The sequence below is a fragment of the Psychrobacter sp. 4Bb genome (assembly GCF_002836735.1).
GTDB lineage: Bacteria > Pseudomonadota > Gammaproteobacteria > Pseudomonadales > Moraxellaceae > Psychrobacter.
Genome location: NZ_PJAS01000046.1, coordinates 1 through 17126, shown reverse-complemented (window position 1 = coordinate 17126; position 17126 = coordinate 1). Strand labels below are relative to the sequence as shown.

Sequence of the window (17126 nt, the reverse complement as noted above, 5' to 3'; positions counted from 1 at the left end):
GTGAAACCATACTGAGCAGGCGATGCAATAATCTCTTGAGTCAAGCTAAACATATCTAGCGGTATGATATTAGCACCAGTATTTGTTACGCCACTAAGCATAAATTGATTATATAAACTGGCGGCACCATTTGCTGCTCTTTGCGCTGCCAAAGCCTCTACAAGATCTTGACCTTCTAGGTTAGGGTCTGGGACAAATCTAGGCGTCAGACCGATATCAGGAATATTAGGTACTAAAATGTAGTTTGCGCCATTATCTTTCAATGTATTAATTGTTTCGGCCTGGCTCGCTACCGCGCCAAGTATCGTAGCTTGGGCATTAGCAGGATTTTCAGCCGCCGCAAGCAAGTCATTTGCACCTGCCCACACGACATAAAGTCCATTAGGATCTACTTGATTATTATCAATATAATTATTAACTTGGCTATTGGCAGAAGCAATAGGAATACCGCCAGGGAAGACCGCTTCTTCGCCTGCTCTTGCACCACCGATAGCGTAGTTATTACCAATTTGAGGACTACCGAATACAACGGGAACAGCCGTGGTACCTAGCTGCTCAGCGAATGAGGTCGCCCATGTGTTGTCAGGGTTAGTAGTAAACTGAGCAGGACCTGGTACAACTTGACTAAAATAGCCCCCATCGGTCAGGCTATCACCAAAAAAGGTGACACTGTCATAAGCATTTGCGTGAGTAATACCAGCGATAGATAGGCTGATAGCCAGCATGCTTTTAGTAAAAGTTTTAAGAGTGGTATGGCTAATTTTAGAACGTGAGGTATTACGAGGCATAGCGACTTCCTTGTCATCAATGTAATAGTTTGTCAACCGAGTGTAACCACTTTTTAGAAAGCTAGCAATCGTTTTGATTGCAAAGTTGCAAGAATATTGCCTGATTTAAGTAAGTTTTTAGAGCATAAAAAAGGGGGAGCAAGTATTAAAAAATCATAATGTCTCGCTCACATAATATTTTGTTTCCTTCTATGTAATTACGCTGTAAGCACCTGATTTTTATTTAGTTGTCTTTGTTGAAAAGTATAAGAATTATCTATCGATATTGCTTATTTAGTCTAAACAACTGCTTGCTCATGAATAGTATCAAAGCAGCACTCCATAGTAAGATAATCAGGCCAAATGCGCATACAGACGTCACTGGTGGCAAGAGTAAGTATAGCTAGCAGTATCAATATTATAGAGACTGAAATTAAGCTTGTTTTTGTGGACGCAATAACAAGGTAAGTCCAAGCGCTACAAAAGCTGCGATACCAGATATCATATAACTGATACTAAAGTCCCCAGTGATTTCTGCAAGATAACCTGCTGCCACTGGTCCGAGAGCTTGTCCTCCTGAAAAGGCAAAAGTCAGCGCTGCAAGTGCACTTGCCGCCGCTGCAGGACCGAAATAGTCGCCCGCCGAGGCAGCCATAATGACAGGTACACTCCACACCACTAAACCAAACAGAATAATTGACAAATACAGCCCCAAACTCCAATCAGTCAGTCCGACCAACAGATAAGCGATGGCAAGGAAGAAAAAAGCCAATGCTAGACCAAGGCGTCTACCAATATGGTCAGAAATCCAGCCAAACAACATACCTGAGAACATGCTAAGCAGCCCAATCCATGCCCAAACACCACCAGCAGTCGCTTCACTCAGTTGATACGAGCCAACCATACTGGTGACGATAAAGGTGACGTAAACCATATAAGTAGCGCCATAAATAGCAAAGATGACACCTAAATGTACAAGTAGGTTAATATTGCTACGTTCTAGCTTTTTCTTATTTTTAATAGGTAAGGTAGGTGCGCGCCCAAAAGGGCTTTGGCTGACATCGTCTGGATGATTGCGAATCAAAGTAAAGGTAAGCCAAGCTACCGCAATATTAATCACGGCAAAAATTAGCCAACCTGTTTGCCAAGACAATAGAGTAGAGAAGGGTAAGAGTTTGGGTACGACGAAGCCTGATAAAATGATACCAAAGCCGGGTCCCGCCATGACTAATCCTAAAGCGAGCCCGCGGTGCGAAGGAAAAAACCAATGCGACATGACGCTCATCATTGGTAAGACCACGCCGCCGCTACCGATACCAGTCAGCACATAGAGTGCGCAGAGTATTGGAAAACTGGTGGTAAAAGCCATACCGAGCATAGAGACAGCAATGAGGAGGAGACTTGCCGTCGCAGTCGTTCGAGTACCCAACCGAGGTAGAATAAGCGGGCTTAGAAGCACAGCAACGAGATATCCTATTAGGTTGGTAAATCCCAATATACCGCTTTGGGTATAATTTAATCCTAGAGAAGATGACATGGATGGCAGTAACATGCCAAATGCGAATCGTCCTAACCCAAGTCCGCAGAACATTGCTACAGAGCCTGTAGCAGCAACGATCCAAGCATAATGTAACCTGCCTAGCTTAAGAGGAGCGATGTTGCTTTTTCGAAGTATTCTACCGGGCATCACGAATCTCCAACAAGTTGAAAATTCGCAATATATATCGTCACTAAATTTAGATCGTAGGTAATGACTTCCTTGTTTTGAATAGTATCCATTTCACACTCATCCTTTTGTGCTTAATCCCTATCAGTCCTTTATTAAATATACTTATAGCCTAAGCATACTTATGCCCTATAAAATTAGTATAACTGCACCTGAACGTTCGTTCAATGAGTATATAAGCAATCCTCGTAATGATTCATAGGCCACATTGTTGTATTCATACATAAAGAAAATGCCAGCCCATTTATATGGCTGGCATTCTGCTTATTATTTTCTGACGGTTCCTTACTGAATGCTATTTTTTGGCTATTCTTTAATATCGACTTATTATTTAGCCAAGTCGCTTACTCAATTCAGGAAAGCGCTTTATCATAAATAGCATTAAGAGTAACGCCACAACTGCGATAGCAGCACCTGTGTATCCTACGCTAGATAGTGAGATGTGCGTCACGGCATAACCACCGAATAGTGCACCCGTACCAATTCCTAAATTAATAATACCTGAGAACATCGACATCAGCATGTCTTGCGCATTGACATCGACCATAATGACTTTGGCCTGCATGGAGATAATCAGTAGCATGAGCGCCGCGCCCCACAGTAAGGCGATAAAGCTGAGCGCCCATACAGAGGTCACTACTAGCAATAGCGCAAGCATAGACACGAGCATCAGTATGGTCGATATCAGCATCAATCTGGTATTGAACCGATCTCCCCAACGACTGAAAATAACACTGCCTACAATTCCAGCTGCACCGAATAGTAACAGTACAAAAGTCGCAGCGTTTTCACTGATATTACCGACTTGGCGCATGAATGGTTCTATATAAGAATAAGCCGTATAGTGCGCTGTAAAGACCAATAAAATAAGCAAGTATAGACAAACCAATAAAGGGTTTTTAAGGAGTTCTGGAATCTTTCTAAAAGACCCTTCAAACATACTAGGCAACGTGGGCAATAGCCTTGCTTGTAGAATAAATACAATTGAGGCGATGACACCAATACCGCCAAAGGTCGCACGCCAGCCAAACCATTGTCCTACCAAACGACCCAATGGCACACCCAATACCATCGCTAATGACGTACCCGTTGCTAGTACGCTAAGCGCCATGGCTTTTTTGCCTTCAGGTGCGACGCGTATCGCGATTGCAGCTGTAATTGACCAAAATATCGCATGAGATAACGCAATTCCAACTCGGCTAATGAGCAGCACGTCAAAGCTCCACGCAAATACAGACAGTACGTGACTGGCAATAAATACGGCAAAAAGCCCTAAGAGCAAGCGTTTGCGCTCAAATCGACTGGTCAATAGCATTAGTGGCAATGACATCGCAGCGACAATCCAAGCATAGAGTGTCAACATCCAGCCAGTCTCTGCCGTCGTAATGGAGAAGTCTTGGGCAATGTCGCTCAACAGCGCCACAGGGACAAATTCTGTGGTGTTCATTATAAAGGCACTAACGCCCATCAAAAATACTTGAAAATACTGAGTTCGGCGAGCGTTTGAGCTGGCCTCAAGGTTATGTGTCATAAAGTCCAATACAGATGCGAATACTACGTGTGATAGGTCAAAGTGGGGCAGGCTCAATTAGAATACAAGGTTTGCGGGGCAAGATAGCAAGCCCACGTCGATCGTGAAAGGTGTTTTTTGATAAGGATTGTTAATTAGACGTTTATTGAAGATGCTTGAGTAATATGAAACTGTCGCTAATGATAATTATTGTGTTGGGGTCCTTGCTAACGACTAAACTACAATTCATTTAAAAAGAAGCGACACCAGTTGTCGTAGAAGTTTTAAACGGCTTTATTTTTATGTGAGCCTATATTATAGTTATTAGGTCAGGCAAAATGACATGAGATAAAAACCAGTTAACCCTCGGAGCGCAACGCTTCACTCTTTAACTGAGTTTTTAAACGCTATCTTAGCGAAGTCTTTCTAGTAGTGTTATTTACGTTTTATCCTAAACTTCTGCGCCTGTACAAACTCAAAAACTATATTTATTAATAAACAAGAAACTTAGTAGAAAAAACTCGTTTGCGTTGCAAAAATATTAGCAATGTAACAGCGAAAAACTGTGGTTAAAAAGCCTATCGGAATTAAAAAAATACTACCTTACCAAGTCGATTAATTTACGTAACTTTATAGATAATGACGTCATTTAAACAATGGCGAATAGACTCGGCTGGCTTGAAATCAGCATTCAGAATATAACAACAACGAAAAGCTGCAGCGAAACAACCAAAATCAAAACAATAAGGATATAAATATGACGACATTAACGTATCAGTTTGAGCAAAAACGGTTAGATAATATGCAATGGTCGGATGGCTCAAAGTTATCTGGTATAACGGTACTAGCAAATGATGAGAAAGGCCGAATACGAAAACAGCCATTGTTTTATCTAGAGACAGTTTCTGTAGACAATTATGAAGATGATATTTATTTCGTGAACAATACCGATGAGCCGCTCAGATGGGTAGCACCCTTTAAACCCTATCGAAATATAAATGAAGCACGAGCGAAGCTAGGCGATAGCAGTGATAAAAACTTACGTAAAGTCACGCTCTATAGTGATGACATAAATAGCGTGTATCAGGATGTACTACCTAAGCAGGGCGTGCGGATTGGTAGTACTCATATCATGTATGACAGTGATGCGATGATGCAGTGGTTCGTACATGTGCCTTATAAAGGGCCAGATACTCATTATGCGATCTGGCAATTTAATGTAGTGGAAAAGGGCGGGATTCGAGGAACTTATCCATTGCTATGGGATGATTTTAGTAAGCCCTCGCACATGGTGAGTTGTGACTGTTTGTTTGATCAAGCTGATATGCCGATAGAGGTCAGTATTTACGAAGAGCGCTGTGCAATGCTAGAGAGGCTTATCGGTTCATTTGGGGTGTCCAATGCCATATTCATATTGGCAATCAATGATGTGCTCTATCGTTATGGCGTCGGCTGGAGCGCGCCCTATAGCGAGTCGGATATACAAGCGCAAGACATTGCGATGAAACTAATAGAACAAAAGCCAGAAAATGCAGAAGCGGTGAAAGCCATTGTCCAAGCGGTTTATGATTTTTGGTTTAACGAAGGTTTTGCAAAAAATATCTCAATACAGGCTTGTGAGGAGCTTTTAAGCTTGTACCAAGCGCAGGTTGCCACCCAAAAACCAGTTTAATTTATAAGCCAAATGATCAAGAAAAAACCTAAATAACAATTAAAAAAGAAGAACCTTATGATGTTTCCTATTGAAAACAATGATACGTTTTTACTGTTTTTTCATGGTCTCGACTCTAGCAATGAGACCAGCAAATATACCTGTATCACGCGTGAGCCAAAATACTGTCAAACGGTCAATTACCGCGAGAGTTTTGCAGAAATATTTGAGATTTATGATGCATTGATTCGCGAGAAAATGACACAGTATCCTCGAGTGGTGTTGGCAGGGCATTCGCTTGGTGGCTGGTTTGCCAATCATTTTGCGCATAAGTATAACTTGCGCGCGCTGTTGATTGCGCCTTGTATCTATCCAAGTGAGGTATTGGTTGACCGTATCCCTGACGTGGCTGATATGAAGCTGTCTTTTCCCACGACCAATACCGAGATAGTACGAGTTATGGTAGAAGTCGATGATGAAAGCTTGGATGTGGCGGTAGCTAGACGAACCTTGGTAAATCTACCTAATAGCTGGGACGTTGATTACTTTGCAGACGGTCATCACCGTATCGCTCGTAGTAGTGATATTTGGTATCACTTAACTCATCTGTGCGAAGACCCCATCGTTTGGATGGATGAGGCAACATATCATGGTGAAGACTAATAGCAAGGGCAGTCAAAAAACTGTCGCGACTGATGGATAAATAAACTGCTTAAAACAATTGATTGACATTAAAGACGATCGGTCATAATATTTGTGCATGACGATTACTAAGCCAAAAGCCCGTCGAGGGCGTCCACCCAATGTTGAGAGAGAGTTTACGGATACCCGTGAAGCTCTTTTGAGATCTGGGATGGAGATACTAACAGAGCAAGGCTTTGCGACTACTGGTATCGATGCCATACTCAAACGCATCAATGTGCCTAAAGGCTCTTTCTACAATTATTTCAAAAACAAAGAAGCATTTGGACAGGAAGTGTTGCGGCAGTACGCGTTGTATTTTGCTCGCAAGCTAGATCATTGTTTTCTGAATGAGCAAGTATCTCCCATGCAGCGTATTAGTGACTTTGTTGAAGATGCTAAGTCAGGAATGATTAAGCATGAATTTCGACGCGGCTGTTTGGTAGGTAACTTGGGTCAAGAGATTGTCGTGTTGCCTGAGAGTTTTCGCTGTGAGTTAGAAGGTATATTACTTGATTGGCAAAAACGTTTAGCGGCTTGTTTACGTGTTGCAGTACAACAGGGACAAATACATCCTAATAGTGATTGTGATGAGCTTGCTGCTTTTTTTTGGATTGGTTGGGAAGGTGCGGTTTTGCGTGCTAAGTTGGTGCAAGATGTCAGTCCATTAGATACTTTTTTCCGAGGTTTTGTAGCAGGAATACAGAAGTAATTTTTTATTTATATTTTTAGACGACCGGTCTAAATTTTTTACTAATTTATAGACGATTGGTCTAAATAGGAGCTACTATGTTTAAAGCAATATTAATTGAAAAAAATGATGATGTTTATCAGTCTAATCTGACTGAGATACAGGACGCGCAATTGCCAGAAGGGGATGTCACGGTCCGTGTGGCATATAGCACACTCAACTATAAAGATGGATTGGCTATCACGGGTCGTAGCCCTGTGGTACGCACATTTCCCATGGTTCCAGGTATTGATTTAGCAGGAACTGTAGAAACAAGCAGCCATCCTCGCTACGAAGCAGGCGACAAGGTGTTGTTAAATGGTTGGAGTGTGGGTGAGAAGTATTGGGGCGGTCTGTCACAAAAAGCGCGATTAAACGGTGACTGGCTTATCCCGCTCCCTGAATCGATGACTGAAAGTCAAGCAATGGCAATAGGTACGGCAGGATATACTGCGATGCTTTGCTTGATCGCGTTAGAGCGTAATGGACTGACACCAGAGCGTGGCGAAGTATTGGTGACGGGTGCTAATGGCGGTGTTGGTAGCTTTGCCATCGCACTTTTGGCAAACCAAGGCTACTCTGTCACTGCGTCTACGGGTCGCCTAGAGGAAGCTGAATACTTAAAAAGCCTTGGTGCAACGACGATCATTGATCGAGCGGAGTTCAGTAGTCCGGGACGTGCACTTGGTAAAGAGAAATGGGCTGCCGCAATTGATTCTGTTGGTAGTCATACGCTGGCCAACGTTTGTGCTAGCACGTGTGAAGATGGTTTAGTCGCTACTTGTGGATTGGCTCAAGGCATGGATTTCCCTGCTACTGTTGCGCCATTTATTTTACGCGGTGTCAGTTTGCTTGGTATTAATAGCGTGACGCGACCTTATGATGAGCGTGTAGAAGCATGGCAGCGTTTGAGTACAAGTTTGGATATGACGCAATTGGATGCAATCACCAGAGAGATTGGTTTAAGCGAAGTCATTCCGATAGCCAGCGAGTTGTTGGATGGTAAGGTTTGTGGTCGAATAGTTGTTGATGTCAATCGTTAGATTATCATTCATTTTCTTTAATATTTCAACATTAATGTTTTGATGTTGAGCCTCGTGTTAGCACATGAACAAAGTATACAGAAAGGTCCAGTATTGAGTGCTTAATGTGAAAAATTACTATTCACAAACAGTCACACATATCAGTATTTATTTTTTGTCACCTGATGTGCTATCATCGTTGAACGATCTATCGTGGGTTTAACAGTTTTGTTGTTTCCGACCATGACAATAGTCTCATGGCGGCGTGACAAACCTTGCAACTTCCAGCACGATATAAAACAACTCTGGTAAAGCGCATGAGCCTGTACTCCGACAACCTCATTTGTGCCTGATTTTTTGCCTATTTGGGCGTATATCATACTTTTTCGTCGGAGTAACAGGAGTCTAAGGTGTTCAATATCATGAGTCACATTGTTAACCCATCTAAATATACCCGTCGTTATCACCCACGCCATTCTCTAGCGCAATATATTATCAATCAAATAGAGTCGCTTGAGCTGCGCCCGCAAGATATCGTCAAGCAAATGGGTTATCCTCTTAAACATACTATTCCAGCCTATGACCGCCTGCGCCATGTACTGTCGAGCAAATTTCTTGGGCTTGATGGTAGCTATATGGACAAACATTTTACCGCTGATGAGTTTTTGGCAAAACTATTTGCCGTACTTGAGATACCGTATCAGCCATTCGCAGAAGATATTGCTCAACTTAAATATGACTTGGCGAATCACTCTAATACGCTACCCATATATAGCTTAAGAGCGGAAGTAGATTTTACATTTACGAGTGCTGATAACTGGATGTCTCGTGGCGCAGCTTCACGTTTTGCGCAAGTACATCTGCCTAGTGGTTTTGCCAAACTAGATAATGCTACACGTAAATCAGCGATTCAAGAAAGTATCTGCGAGCATTATCAGCAGTATGAGGGCAGTTTGCCATACGACGGTATTATCAAAGGCTATCGACTGACTATTGAGCAAAACAACCATGTGGTCGACCATGCAGAGTATGGATTGCCAAAATCTAGCAGTATCTAAATTTTTTTGAGTGTATAAGCAGTACGAGCTGTTAATTACATTGATTAAATAATCACATTGATTGAAAAATAAGTATAAAAATGCCTCACTTTATTGTGGGGCTTTTTGGTTTTTTACGTTATGTTTTATTCTAAGAGTCAAACACTACTAAATGTCAGTTTTATAAAATTCATTTCAGGATTCAGGATTCAGGATTCAGGTTTAGAGATGGCGCGCCATAAAATCACAAACAGCGCATCAAACTCTGTATTTAACGGTGTTTCTGTTTGGCGAATTGTATGCATTAAACCAAGGCGACTGATAAACCCCATAAACACATCGAACAGTATGTGCAGTGGAACGGTGTCATTAAGCACCCCACGATTTTGACCATCTTCTAACACGGCCAAAAACGCGCCAATCAGCTCTTTGTTTTCATAGATCGCGATATTACGTATACGCGAGGCCGACACAGAAGACAGCACCATCACCGCATCTGGATGCGAGTCTACAAAATCAAAGCAGACCCACAGCGTCTTACGTAGACGATCTTGTACGCTATCAATCCCTTGCAGATGATCCATGATGCGAGCGGCTAATCTGCCGAGCACAATATCCATAATGGTATAAAACAGCGTTTGCTTGTCCCCGAAGTACTTGTAGAGCGTTTGCAAGGAAACATTTGCAGACTTTGCAATCTGCGCCATCGTCACCTCATTAGCATCAAATCCTGCAAAGACTTTACGAACGGCTTGCTCAATTTTATCCAAAGTTGCGGGCCGCATATCGGATAGGGGCGCTAGCGATCGCGTTTGCGTGGGGCTATCTGACTGATTAAAGGTTTTCATATTTATCGCTTCTTAAAGTATTGGTTATTTGATACGTCCTATCAGTTAAGTGATTTTCTCGATAATCTAACGTGATTAAATTAATGAGTAAATTGAATTACCATTTTTATTTAATGGATTGCGAAGTGGTTTTTCATAGCCTAGTATAAGACTCGTATATTAATAAATACAAAGAATTTATGGCATATCTATAACGGTAATATATATTACCATAACTTCTAAGAAGGACTTAGATATAGCTGTTATTCATACAATATTGTCAAGGATAGACATCATGAGTATCGAAAAATTCACCCCAAACTGGATGACCGAAGAACATCAGATGGTGTATGACAGCGCCTTGAAAATGTTTCAATCTTGGGAGCCAAAGGATGAGCAGTGGCGCAAAAATGGCATGATCGATCGCGCTGCGTGGGAAGAGGCGGGCGAGATGGGGTTTTTGTGTGCGGCAATACCAAGCGAGTATGGCGGCGGTGGTGGCGATTTCGGTCACGAAGCCGCACTCATCTACGCACAGACTGAGGCCAATCAGTCAGGATTTGGCGGTATGGTGCATTCAGGTATTGTCGCGCCTTATATTTTGGCCCATGGTACTGAAGCACAAAAACAAGCGTGGCTACCAAAAATGGCAACGGGCGAATATATTGGCGCTATCGCCATGACTGAGCCTGGCACTGGCTCCGACCTACAAAACATCAAAACCTATGCAGTAAAAGACGGTGATGATTACATTATCAATGGTTCTAAGACCTTTATTACCAATGGTCAGCATGCCAATCTTATCTTATTAGCATGCAAAACAGACCGTGAAAAAGGCGCGCAAGGTGTCTCACTTATCATCGTAGAAACGGACAACGTAGAAGGGTTTGAGCGTGGACGTAACCTAGATAAGATTGGCCTGACCTCTCAAGATACCTCAGAGCTTTTCTTTAGCAATGTCCGTGTACCGCAAACCAACCTGTTGGGCACGGTAGAAGGCATGGGCTTTATACAGATGATGCAGGAGTTGCCACGTGAGCGCCTCATCATTGCGCTATCAGGGGTCGGTTCGATGAAGCTGGCTATCAATCTAACACTAGATTATGTAAAGGGCCGTGAAGCCTTTGGCAAACCTATTTGGAAGTTTCAAAACACGCGTTTTAAGATGGCTGAATGCTATGCCGATTATCTTGCTGCCAGTACCATGTGTGATGCGGCAGTCGATGCGATGTTAGATGGCAAACTGTCTGTACCGCATGCTTCATTGATCAAATACTGGGTCACTGAAAAACAGTGCGAAGTCATCGATGAATGCGTGCAGCTGTTTGGTGGCTATGGCTATATGACCGAGTATCCTATCGCCCGCTTATATGCTGATGCGCGCGTGCAAAAAATCTATGGCGGCACCAATGAGATTATGAAAGAGTTGGCATCACGCTTTATGTAAACGCTTATATTATAAGATTACAATAATTATTGTTTATTTAAAAAATAAAAAAAGGATTTTTTATGACTGAGACTGCTTACATTTATGATGCTATCCGCACGCCACGCGGCAAAGGAAAAAAGGACGGCTCTTTGTATCAGGCGTCACCAATTTGGCTGACACGTACCTTATTAAAGGAGATGCAGCAGCGTCACAACTTGGATACCAGTTTGGTCGATGATGTGGTGCTTGGCTGCGTGACCCCAGTGGGCGAGCAAGGCTCTGATATTGCGCGTATCGCCGTCATTGATGCTGGTTGGGCACAAAGTGTGGCAGGTCTTACCTTGTCTCGTTTTTGTGCCTCTGGTCTAGAGTCTATTAATCTTGCGGCTGCCAAAATCATGTCAGGTATGGAAGACATGGTGGTGGCGGGCGGTGTTGAGTCAATGAGCCGTGTGCCGATGGGCTCTGATGGCGGTGCTTGGTACATGGATCCGCGCGTCAATGAAGCGACGCATTTCGTACCGCAAGGGGTGGGCGCAGATACCATTGCAACGCTCAAAGGCTTTAGCCGTAGCGATGTCGATGCTTTTGCCACCGAATCACATCGCCGCGCGGCGCAGGCTTGGGAGAACGGGTATTACGACAAATCTGTTGTCCCTGTCACCGATATCAACGGCATGATGCTATTGGATAAAGACGAAACCATCCGTCCTAATACCAATGTCGAAACCTTAGCGGGTCTTAAACCTTCTTTTATTATGCCAGGTAAAATGGGCTTTGATAGTGTGATATTAGACCGATACACCACGATTGAAACCGTCAATCACGTGCATCATGCAGGCAACTCTTCAGGCATTGTTGATGGGGCAGCGATTTGTTTGGTTGGTAGTGCTGCTGCTGGTCAAAAAGCAGGTCTAAAACCACGCGCCAAAATTACAATGGCATCAGTCATTGGCTCAGAACCTGCCATCATGCTGACAGGTCCAACACCAGCTTGCCAAAAAGCCCTTGATAAAGCGGGCATGCAGGCCTCTGACATAGACCTATGGGAGATTAACGAAGCATTCGCTGCTGTCCCGATGAATACCGCTGATGATTTCGGACTCTCGCTCGATATCGTCAATGTTAATGGTGGTGCAATCTCCATGGGTCATCCGCTTGGCGCAACGGGCGCGATGCTGATGACGACGGTCCTCGATGAGCTAGAACGCCGTGATCTTAAAACTGCCATGATCACGCTATGCGTGGGCGGTGGCATGGGCATTGCGACCATCATTGAGCGTGTTTAACTTCTTTTTCAAATAAAATGAAAACAAGTAGACAAAAAATAATAGATAAAGAATCATTTAAGGGATAAAAATGATGACAAATAACCAGGTAGCTAACCAGACAGCAGATAGCGTAACAGCCATTAACGCACTAGAAAATTTCTCCGCCCAGCGTGATAACGATGGCATTGTCACCATTACAATTGAACAAAGCAAACGCAAAATGAATGTCATCGGTGACGGTTTTACGGAGTCGTTCGCCACGATGGTCGATAGCGTTATCAATGATGACACAGCCATAGGCTTGATACTCACATCGGCCAAGGAAACCTTTGTGGTTGGCGCAGATATTGATCAATTGAACCAGATAAAGACAGCCGAGCAAGCATTTGCATTGACCGAAACGCTCAAAGGAAGTTTGCGTAAGCTTGAAACTTCAGGAAAGCCTGTGGTCGCTGCGATGACAGGAACGGCGCTGGGCGGCGGTCTAGAATTGGCACTTGCCTGTCATTATCGCATTGCGATTGATACGCCAAAGACCAAGCTTGGTCTACCTGAAGTCAAATTGGGCTTGCTGCCGGGCGGCGGTGGTACGCAGCGTTTGCCGCGATTGGTCGGTATTCAAATGGCACTGGAGCTCATGACGCAAGGCAAAGAATTACGTGTCGCTGCGGCAAAAGAAATCGGTCTCATTGATGCGACAGCCACCGATCAAGCAGACATGCTGAAGCAGGCTAAAAACTGGATTCAAAATAATCCAAGCGTGCAGCAGCCATGGGATAAGAAAGGCTTTAAAATCCCTGGCGGTGATAGCAAGCATCCAAAGATAGTGCCTATATTCTCCGTCGCCCCAGCCATGGCCAACCAAAAGTCACACGGCAACTATCCAGCGATTACTCACATTATGTCTTGTGTGTTTGAGGGTTGCTTGGTAGATATCGATACAGGGCTTGAGATTGAGTCGCGTTATTTTGCCGCTTGTGTGCTGTCCCCTGAATCAAGAAACATGATCAACACCTTATGGACGCAGCTCAACAATATCAAAAAAGGTCAGTCTCGCCCTCAAGAGTTTGAACGCATAACCACTAAAAAAGTCGGTATCTTGGGCGCTGGCATGATGGGCGCTGGCATTGCCTATGTCACTGCCAAAGTAGGTATAGACGTTGTCTTATTGGACACAGATATTGCCAATGCTGAAAAAGGCAAAGCGTACTCTACCAATATTTTGGATAAAGCCATCAGCCGACAGCGTGCTACCGAAGAGAAAAAACAAGCGCTCTTAACACGTATTATACCAACTGTTTCTTATGATGATTTGGCTGATTGTGATCTCATCATCGAAGCGGTATTTGAAAACCGAGAAATCAAAGCCAAATGTACCCAGCAGAGTGAGGCGGTGATTCCAAGCACGGCTATTTATGCGTCTAATACCTCAACGTTACCTATTACAGGACTGGCAAAAGCCAGCACTCGTCCACAACAATTCATCGGTCTGCATTTCTTCTCACCAGTAGATAAGATGCCGCTCGTTGAGATTATAGTAGGTGAGCGAACCGATGATGCAACGCTCGCCAAAGCGTTCGATTATGTGCTCCAAATAGGCAAGATACCTATCGTCGTCAATGACAGTCATGGCTTTTATACCTCGCGAGTATTTGGTACTTATGTATCAGAGGGTATCGCGATGCTGGGTGAAGGTGTGCATCCGCGTAGTATCGAAGTCGCTGGACTGAAAACAGGGATGCCTATGCCGCCCTTAGCATTGCAAGATGAAGTGTCATTGAGTCTCGCATTACATGTCAGCGAGCAGCAGCAGGCGGATATGGCAGCCGAAGGCAAGTCTGTCACTGTGCGCCCTTCTTACGAGATACTAAAGACGCTGGTCAATGAGCATGGGCGCGAGGGCAAGAAAAATGGCAAAGGGTTCTATGATTATCTAGGAGACGGTAACAAACATCTATGGCCTGAGCTTATTAACTTATATCCACCAAAGTCAGAGCAACCCTCACAGCAAGATTTAGTTGATCGCTTGATGTTTATTCAAGCCAATGAATCTGCCAAGTGTTATGAAGAAAATGTCGTACGCTCGGTTGCCGATACCAATATAGGGTCTATCTTTGGTTGGGGGTTTGCACCGCAGCATGGCGGTACTCTACAGTTTATCAATGCGATGGGCATGAACGAATTCATCAAACGTAGTCGCGAGCTGGCGGCAAAATACGGCGAACGTTTTGAGCCTGCTCAAATTTTGCTAGACATGGTAGCTAATGGCGAGGCGTTCTCTGATGACTGATGCGCATGTATCAAATCATGATCAAATGGCGGACTGTCTGAAAGGGTTGCAAGTGTTAGATCTGACTCGTAACCTACCTGGGCCTTTTGCCACGCGTTTGCTTGCGGATTTGGGCGCTGACGTCCTTAAAATCGAGCCCAAACAAGGTGATCCTGCTCGGGTATTTGGTGAGCTCTTCGTAGCTCTAAACCACGGTAAGAAGACCGAAAAGCATGACTTTCATGATCCCAAAGCGATTGAAGCTATAAAAGCACATCTTAAAGAAGCTGATGTGATGCTGGATAGCTTTCGCCCAGGTGTCTTGGCAGAAATGGGGCTAGATTCTAAGACCCTGCATGCCATCAATCCAAAGCTAGTAATAGTGTCAATCACTGGCTATGGCGTAGCAGGCAATTACACAAAAGAAGGTACTTATTTAGAAGATGCTGACTCAACAGGTGGTTCTGAAGTGAATCATGACTGGGCCAACAAAGCCGGTCATGATATTAATTTTATGGCTATGAGCGGTGTACTAGATCAGCTAAAAACAGCGCAGGGTGAGCAGGCTATGCCTAATATCCAGTTTGCGGATTTGGCAGGTGGTAGTGATACAGCAGTGATAGCACTGTTGGCTGCCGTATTTGCCGCGCAGCGTACGGGCAGGGGACGACACATTGCTATTAGCATGACGCACAGTTTGTACAATCATATGGTCATGCCAAAGGTCACAGGCAAACTGATTAATAGCCTTTCAGGAAATGGCTTAAACGACACTCTACTGCCGCATCATGACTTTTTAGGCGGTGCATTACCATGCTATCGATTGTACCAAACCGCTGATAAGCGGCATATGGCGGTTGGTTCCTTGGAGTTGAAATTTTGGCAAGGGCTATGTCAGGTATTGGAGCTACCGTCGCTTAAAGAAATACACTGGCAACTTGGTATTATGCCCAATAGACCTGAGAGTGAAGCTGCGACCAATACAATAGCGGAAAAATTTGCCAGTCAAACGCTTGAGTATTGGCAACGTATATTTGCAACAACGGATGTCTGTGTGACCCCCGTGCTAAGTTTGCAGGAAGCCAAAGCTCACCCTTTATTTGCACATCAAGATGAACATCATGCGACGTCAGGGTGGCAACAGGTGAATTAATAATTAGTATGTAATAGCTCTAGAGAAAAGAGAAGAAGATATTGAGCCGCTGCTGGCTAGTATCTTTTCTTAGTCTTTATTATTCTAACTGTCTGTATAAACCAGAGTGATTGAACTTGTATATTTATAACTGTCTATCTAAAATTGCCTGAATAAGAGACAATACGCCCATAAATCCTAAAGTTTTATAGTAATTAAAAATAGTAGCACGTTCAAAGGCTCTTAGAGATTGAGCAACACAGACATTTAATAAATTCAACTTAAGTAAAAAGGCAGTTCTGAATGACCAAACATAACCCGTATAATTTTTTACCTTTGCAGCCAACAGGTAGAAACGAGACCAATACTGCTAATACCTATGCTCCTGAAGATATGATTAAAATATACGAGCAGCAGTTTCTCATTCAAGTGCCGGAAGAAACGCTGACCGAGTTTTTGCCAGCGTTAAAAGCATTTTATGATATCGATAACCACACCTTAGATGTCAGTGCCATTATTTTCGATGCAATTGCAGACTCCGCTATCATTTATAATCACAAAATTAAAGTCGGCAACTATCAGATATTAGGTGAGTTGATAGAAGAGGCGATTGAATATGATGAAGACAACAAAAGTGATGAAAGCGCTGAGAGTGAAGAGATTCAAGCCTATACATTAGAGTGCCAACGTACATTTTTCATCAATGATATAGAAATACCTTATCATTTCAATCTATTTATTTATGGCGATGGTTATTCTACTTTGACCAAAAAAGAAACCGTACTAGAAAAAATGTATTGGTTTGTCAGAGGTAGGTTTGAAGAGGATTTATTAGATGACGCTGAAGATAACGACAGCTTAGAATCTATTAATGCGCAATTGGCCAGTTTAGGTATTCGTGAAATGGATCTGACGACTGTAGATGAAATAATCAGCTATGTAGAAGGCAGCATCATTGACGACCCAATGGTAGACGAGCTTAACAAACTGTTGGATGATGCTGAATAGTGTGGAAGATAAGTTAGTAGAGTAATCAGCAAAAGAACAGATTTGAAAATTATATAGCTGAAAAAC

14 protein-coding genes are annotated in these 17126 nt (G+C 43.3%); 10 read left to right on the top strand and 4 right to left on the bottom strand.

What is annotated here, in order from left to right; all coding sequences use genetic code 11:
* From CXF60_RS01980 to CXF60_RS01970, 3 genes are all read right to left on the bottom strand, one after another.
* Window positions 1-788, bottom strand: a 788-nt coding sequence (locus tag CXF60_RS01980; RefSeq protein WP_219621815.1) for an SGNH/GDSL hydrolase family protein, incomplete at its 3' end; no start/stop codon positions are given.
* Between the two features lie 412 nt (window positions 789-1200).
* On the bottom strand, window positions 1201-2304 hold the full coding sequence (locus tag CXF60_RS01975) for an MFS transporter (protein ID WP_267284414.1): 1104 nt from the start codon (window positions 2302-2304) through the stop codon (window positions 1201-1203).
* A gap of 520 nt (window positions 2305-2824) precedes the next feature.
* Complete coding sequence (locus tag CXF60_RS01970; protein ID WP_102090562.1) at window positions 2825-4024, bottom strand: sugar transporter; 1200 nt, start codon at window positions 4022-4024, stop codon at window positions 2825-2827.
* Window positions 4025-4760: 736 nt separating this feature from the next.
* Here CXF60_RS01970 and CXF60_RS01965 point away from each other — a divergent pair.
* From CXF60_RS01965 to CXF60_RS01940, 5 genes are all read left to right on the top strand, one after another.
* Window positions 4761-5675, top strand: a complete 915-nt coding sequence (locus tag CXF60_RS01965; protein WP_102090561.1) for a hypothetical protein — start codon at window positions 4761-4763, stop codon at window positions 5673-5675.
* Between the two features lie 57 nt (window positions 5676-5732).
* Window positions 5733-6317: a YqiA/YcfP family alpha/beta fold hydrolase gene (locus CXF60_RS01960; protein WP_102090560.1), complete on the top strand. Its 585-nt coding sequence runs from the start codon at window positions 5733-5735 to the stop codon at window positions 6315-6317.
* 97 nt (window positions 6318-6414) lie between these two features.
* On the top strand, window positions 6415-7047 hold the full coding sequence (locus CXF60_RS01955; protein ID WP_102090559.1) for an acrylate utilization transcriptional regulator AcuR: 633 nt from the start codon (window positions 6415-6417) through the stop codon (window positions 7045-7047).
* A gap of 77 nt (window positions 7048-7124) precedes the next feature.
* On the top strand, window positions 7125-8108 hold the full coding sequence (locus CXF60_RS01950; protein ID WP_102090558.1) for an acrylyl-CoA reductase (NADPH): 984 nt from the start codon (window positions 7125-7127) through the stop codon (window positions 8106-8108).
* Between the two features lie 401 nt (window positions 8109-8509).
* The gene (locus CXF60_RS01940) at window positions 8510-9145 is read left to right on the top strand and encodes a hypothetical protein (protein ID WP_102090556.1); all 636 of its coding nucleotides are present in this window, start codon (window positions 8510-8512) and stop codon (window positions 9143-9145) included.
* A gap of 188 nt (window positions 9146-9333) precedes the next feature.
* Here CXF60_RS01940 and CXF60_RS01935 read toward each other — a convergent pair whose 3' ends face one another.
* Window positions 9334-9972, bottom strand: a complete 639-nt coding sequence (locus CXF60_RS01935) for a TetR/AcrR family transcriptional regulator (RefSeq protein ID WP_102090555.1) — start codon at window positions 9970-9972, stop codon at window positions 9334-9336.
* 274 nt (window positions 9973-10246) lie between these two features.
* Here CXF60_RS01935 and CXF60_RS01930 point away from each other — a divergent pair, with 274 nt between their 5' ends.
* From CXF60_RS01930 to CXF60_RS01910, 5 genes are all read left to right on the top strand, one after another.
* On the top strand, window positions 10247-11398 hold the full coding sequence (locus tag CXF60_RS01930) for an acyl-CoA dehydrogenase family protein (protein ID WP_102090554.1): 1152 nt from the start codon (window positions 10247-10249) through the stop codon (window positions 11396-11398).
* Window positions 11399-11460: 62 nt separating this feature from the next.
* The gene (locus tag CXF60_RS01925) at window positions 11461-12669 is read left to right on the top strand and encodes an acetyl-CoA C-acetyltransferase (RefSeq protein WP_102090553.1); all 1209 of its coding nucleotides are present in this window, start codon (window positions 11461-11463) and stop codon (window positions 12667-12669) included.
* 70 nt (window positions 12670-12739) lie between these two features.
* Window positions 12740-14941 (top strand): 3-hydroxyacyl-CoA dehydrogenase NAD-binding domain-containing protein, encoded by a 2202-nt coding sequence (locus tag CXF60_RS01920; RefSeq protein WP_228707004.1) that lies wholly within the window; start codon window positions 12740-12742, stop codon window positions 14939-14941.
* Entirely contained in the window at window positions 14934-16073 is a 1140-nt protein-coding gene (locus tag CXF60_RS01915) for a CaiB/BaiF CoA transferase family protein (RefSeq protein ID WP_102090551.1), read from the top strand. Before CXF60_RS01920 ends, CXF60_RS01915 begins: the two co-directional genes overlap by 8 nt.
* A gap of 282 nt (window positions 16074-16355) precedes the next feature.
* The gene (locus CXF60_RS01910) at window positions 16356-17060 is read left to right on the top strand and encodes a hypothetical protein (protein WP_102090550.1); all 705 of its coding nucleotides are present in this window, start codon (window positions 16356-16358) and stop codon (window positions 17058-17060) included.
* Window positions 17061-17126 lie beyond the last annotated feature (66 nt).

Bases quoted from the DNA above. Each gene is read 5' to 3' on its own strand.
- CXF60_RS01975 (WP_267284414.1), bottom strand. From the start codon at position 2,304: ATGTCATCTTCTCTAGGATTAAATTATACCCAAAGCGGTATATTGGGA.
- CXF60_RS01970 (WP_102090562.1), bottom strand. From the start codon at position 4,024: ATGACACATAACCTTGAGGCCAGCTCAAACGCTCGCCGAACTCAGTAT.
- CXF60_RS01965 (WP_102090561.1), top strand. From the start codon at position 4,761: ATGACGACATTAACGTATCAGTTTGAGCAAAAACGGTTAGATAATATG.
- CXF60_RS01960 (WP_102090560.1), top strand. From the start codon at position 5,733: ATGATGTTTCCTATTGAAAACAATGATACGTTTTTACTGTTTTTTCAT.
- CXF60_RS01955 (WP_102090559.1), top strand. From the start codon at position 6,415: ATGACGATTACTAAGCCAAAAGCCCGTCGAGGGCGTCCACCCAATGTT.
- CXF60_RS01950 (WP_102090558.1), top strand. From the start codon at position 7,125: ATGTTTAAAGCAATATTAATTGAAAAAAATGATGATGTTTATCAGTCT.
- CXF60_RS01940 (WP_102090556.1), top strand. From the start codon at position 8,510: ATGAGTCACATTGTTAACCCATCTAAATATACCCGTCGTTATCACCCA.
- CXF60_RS01935 (WP_102090555.1), bottom strand. From the start codon at position 9,972: ATGAAAACCTTTAATCAGTCAGATAGCCCCACGCAAACGCGATCGCTA.
- CXF60_RS01930 (WP_102090554.1), top strand. From the start codon at position 10,247: ATGAGTATCGAAAAATTCACCCCAAACTGGATGACCGAAGAACATCAG.
- CXF60_RS01925 (WP_102090553.1), top strand. From the start codon at position 11,461: ATGACTGAGACTGCTTACATTTATGATGCTATCCGCACGCCACGCGGC.
- CXF60_RS01920 (WP_228707004.1), top strand. From the start codon at position 12,740: ATGATGACAAATAACCAGGTAGCTAACCAGACAGCAGATAGCGTAACA.
- CXF60_RS01915 (WP_102090551.1), top strand. From the start codon at position 14,934: ATGACTGATGCGCATGTATCAAATCATGATCAAATGGCGGACTGTCTG.
- CXF60_RS01910 (WP_102090550.1), top strand. From the start codon at position 16,356: ATGACCAAACATAACCCGTATAATTTTTTACCTTTGCAGCCAACAGGT.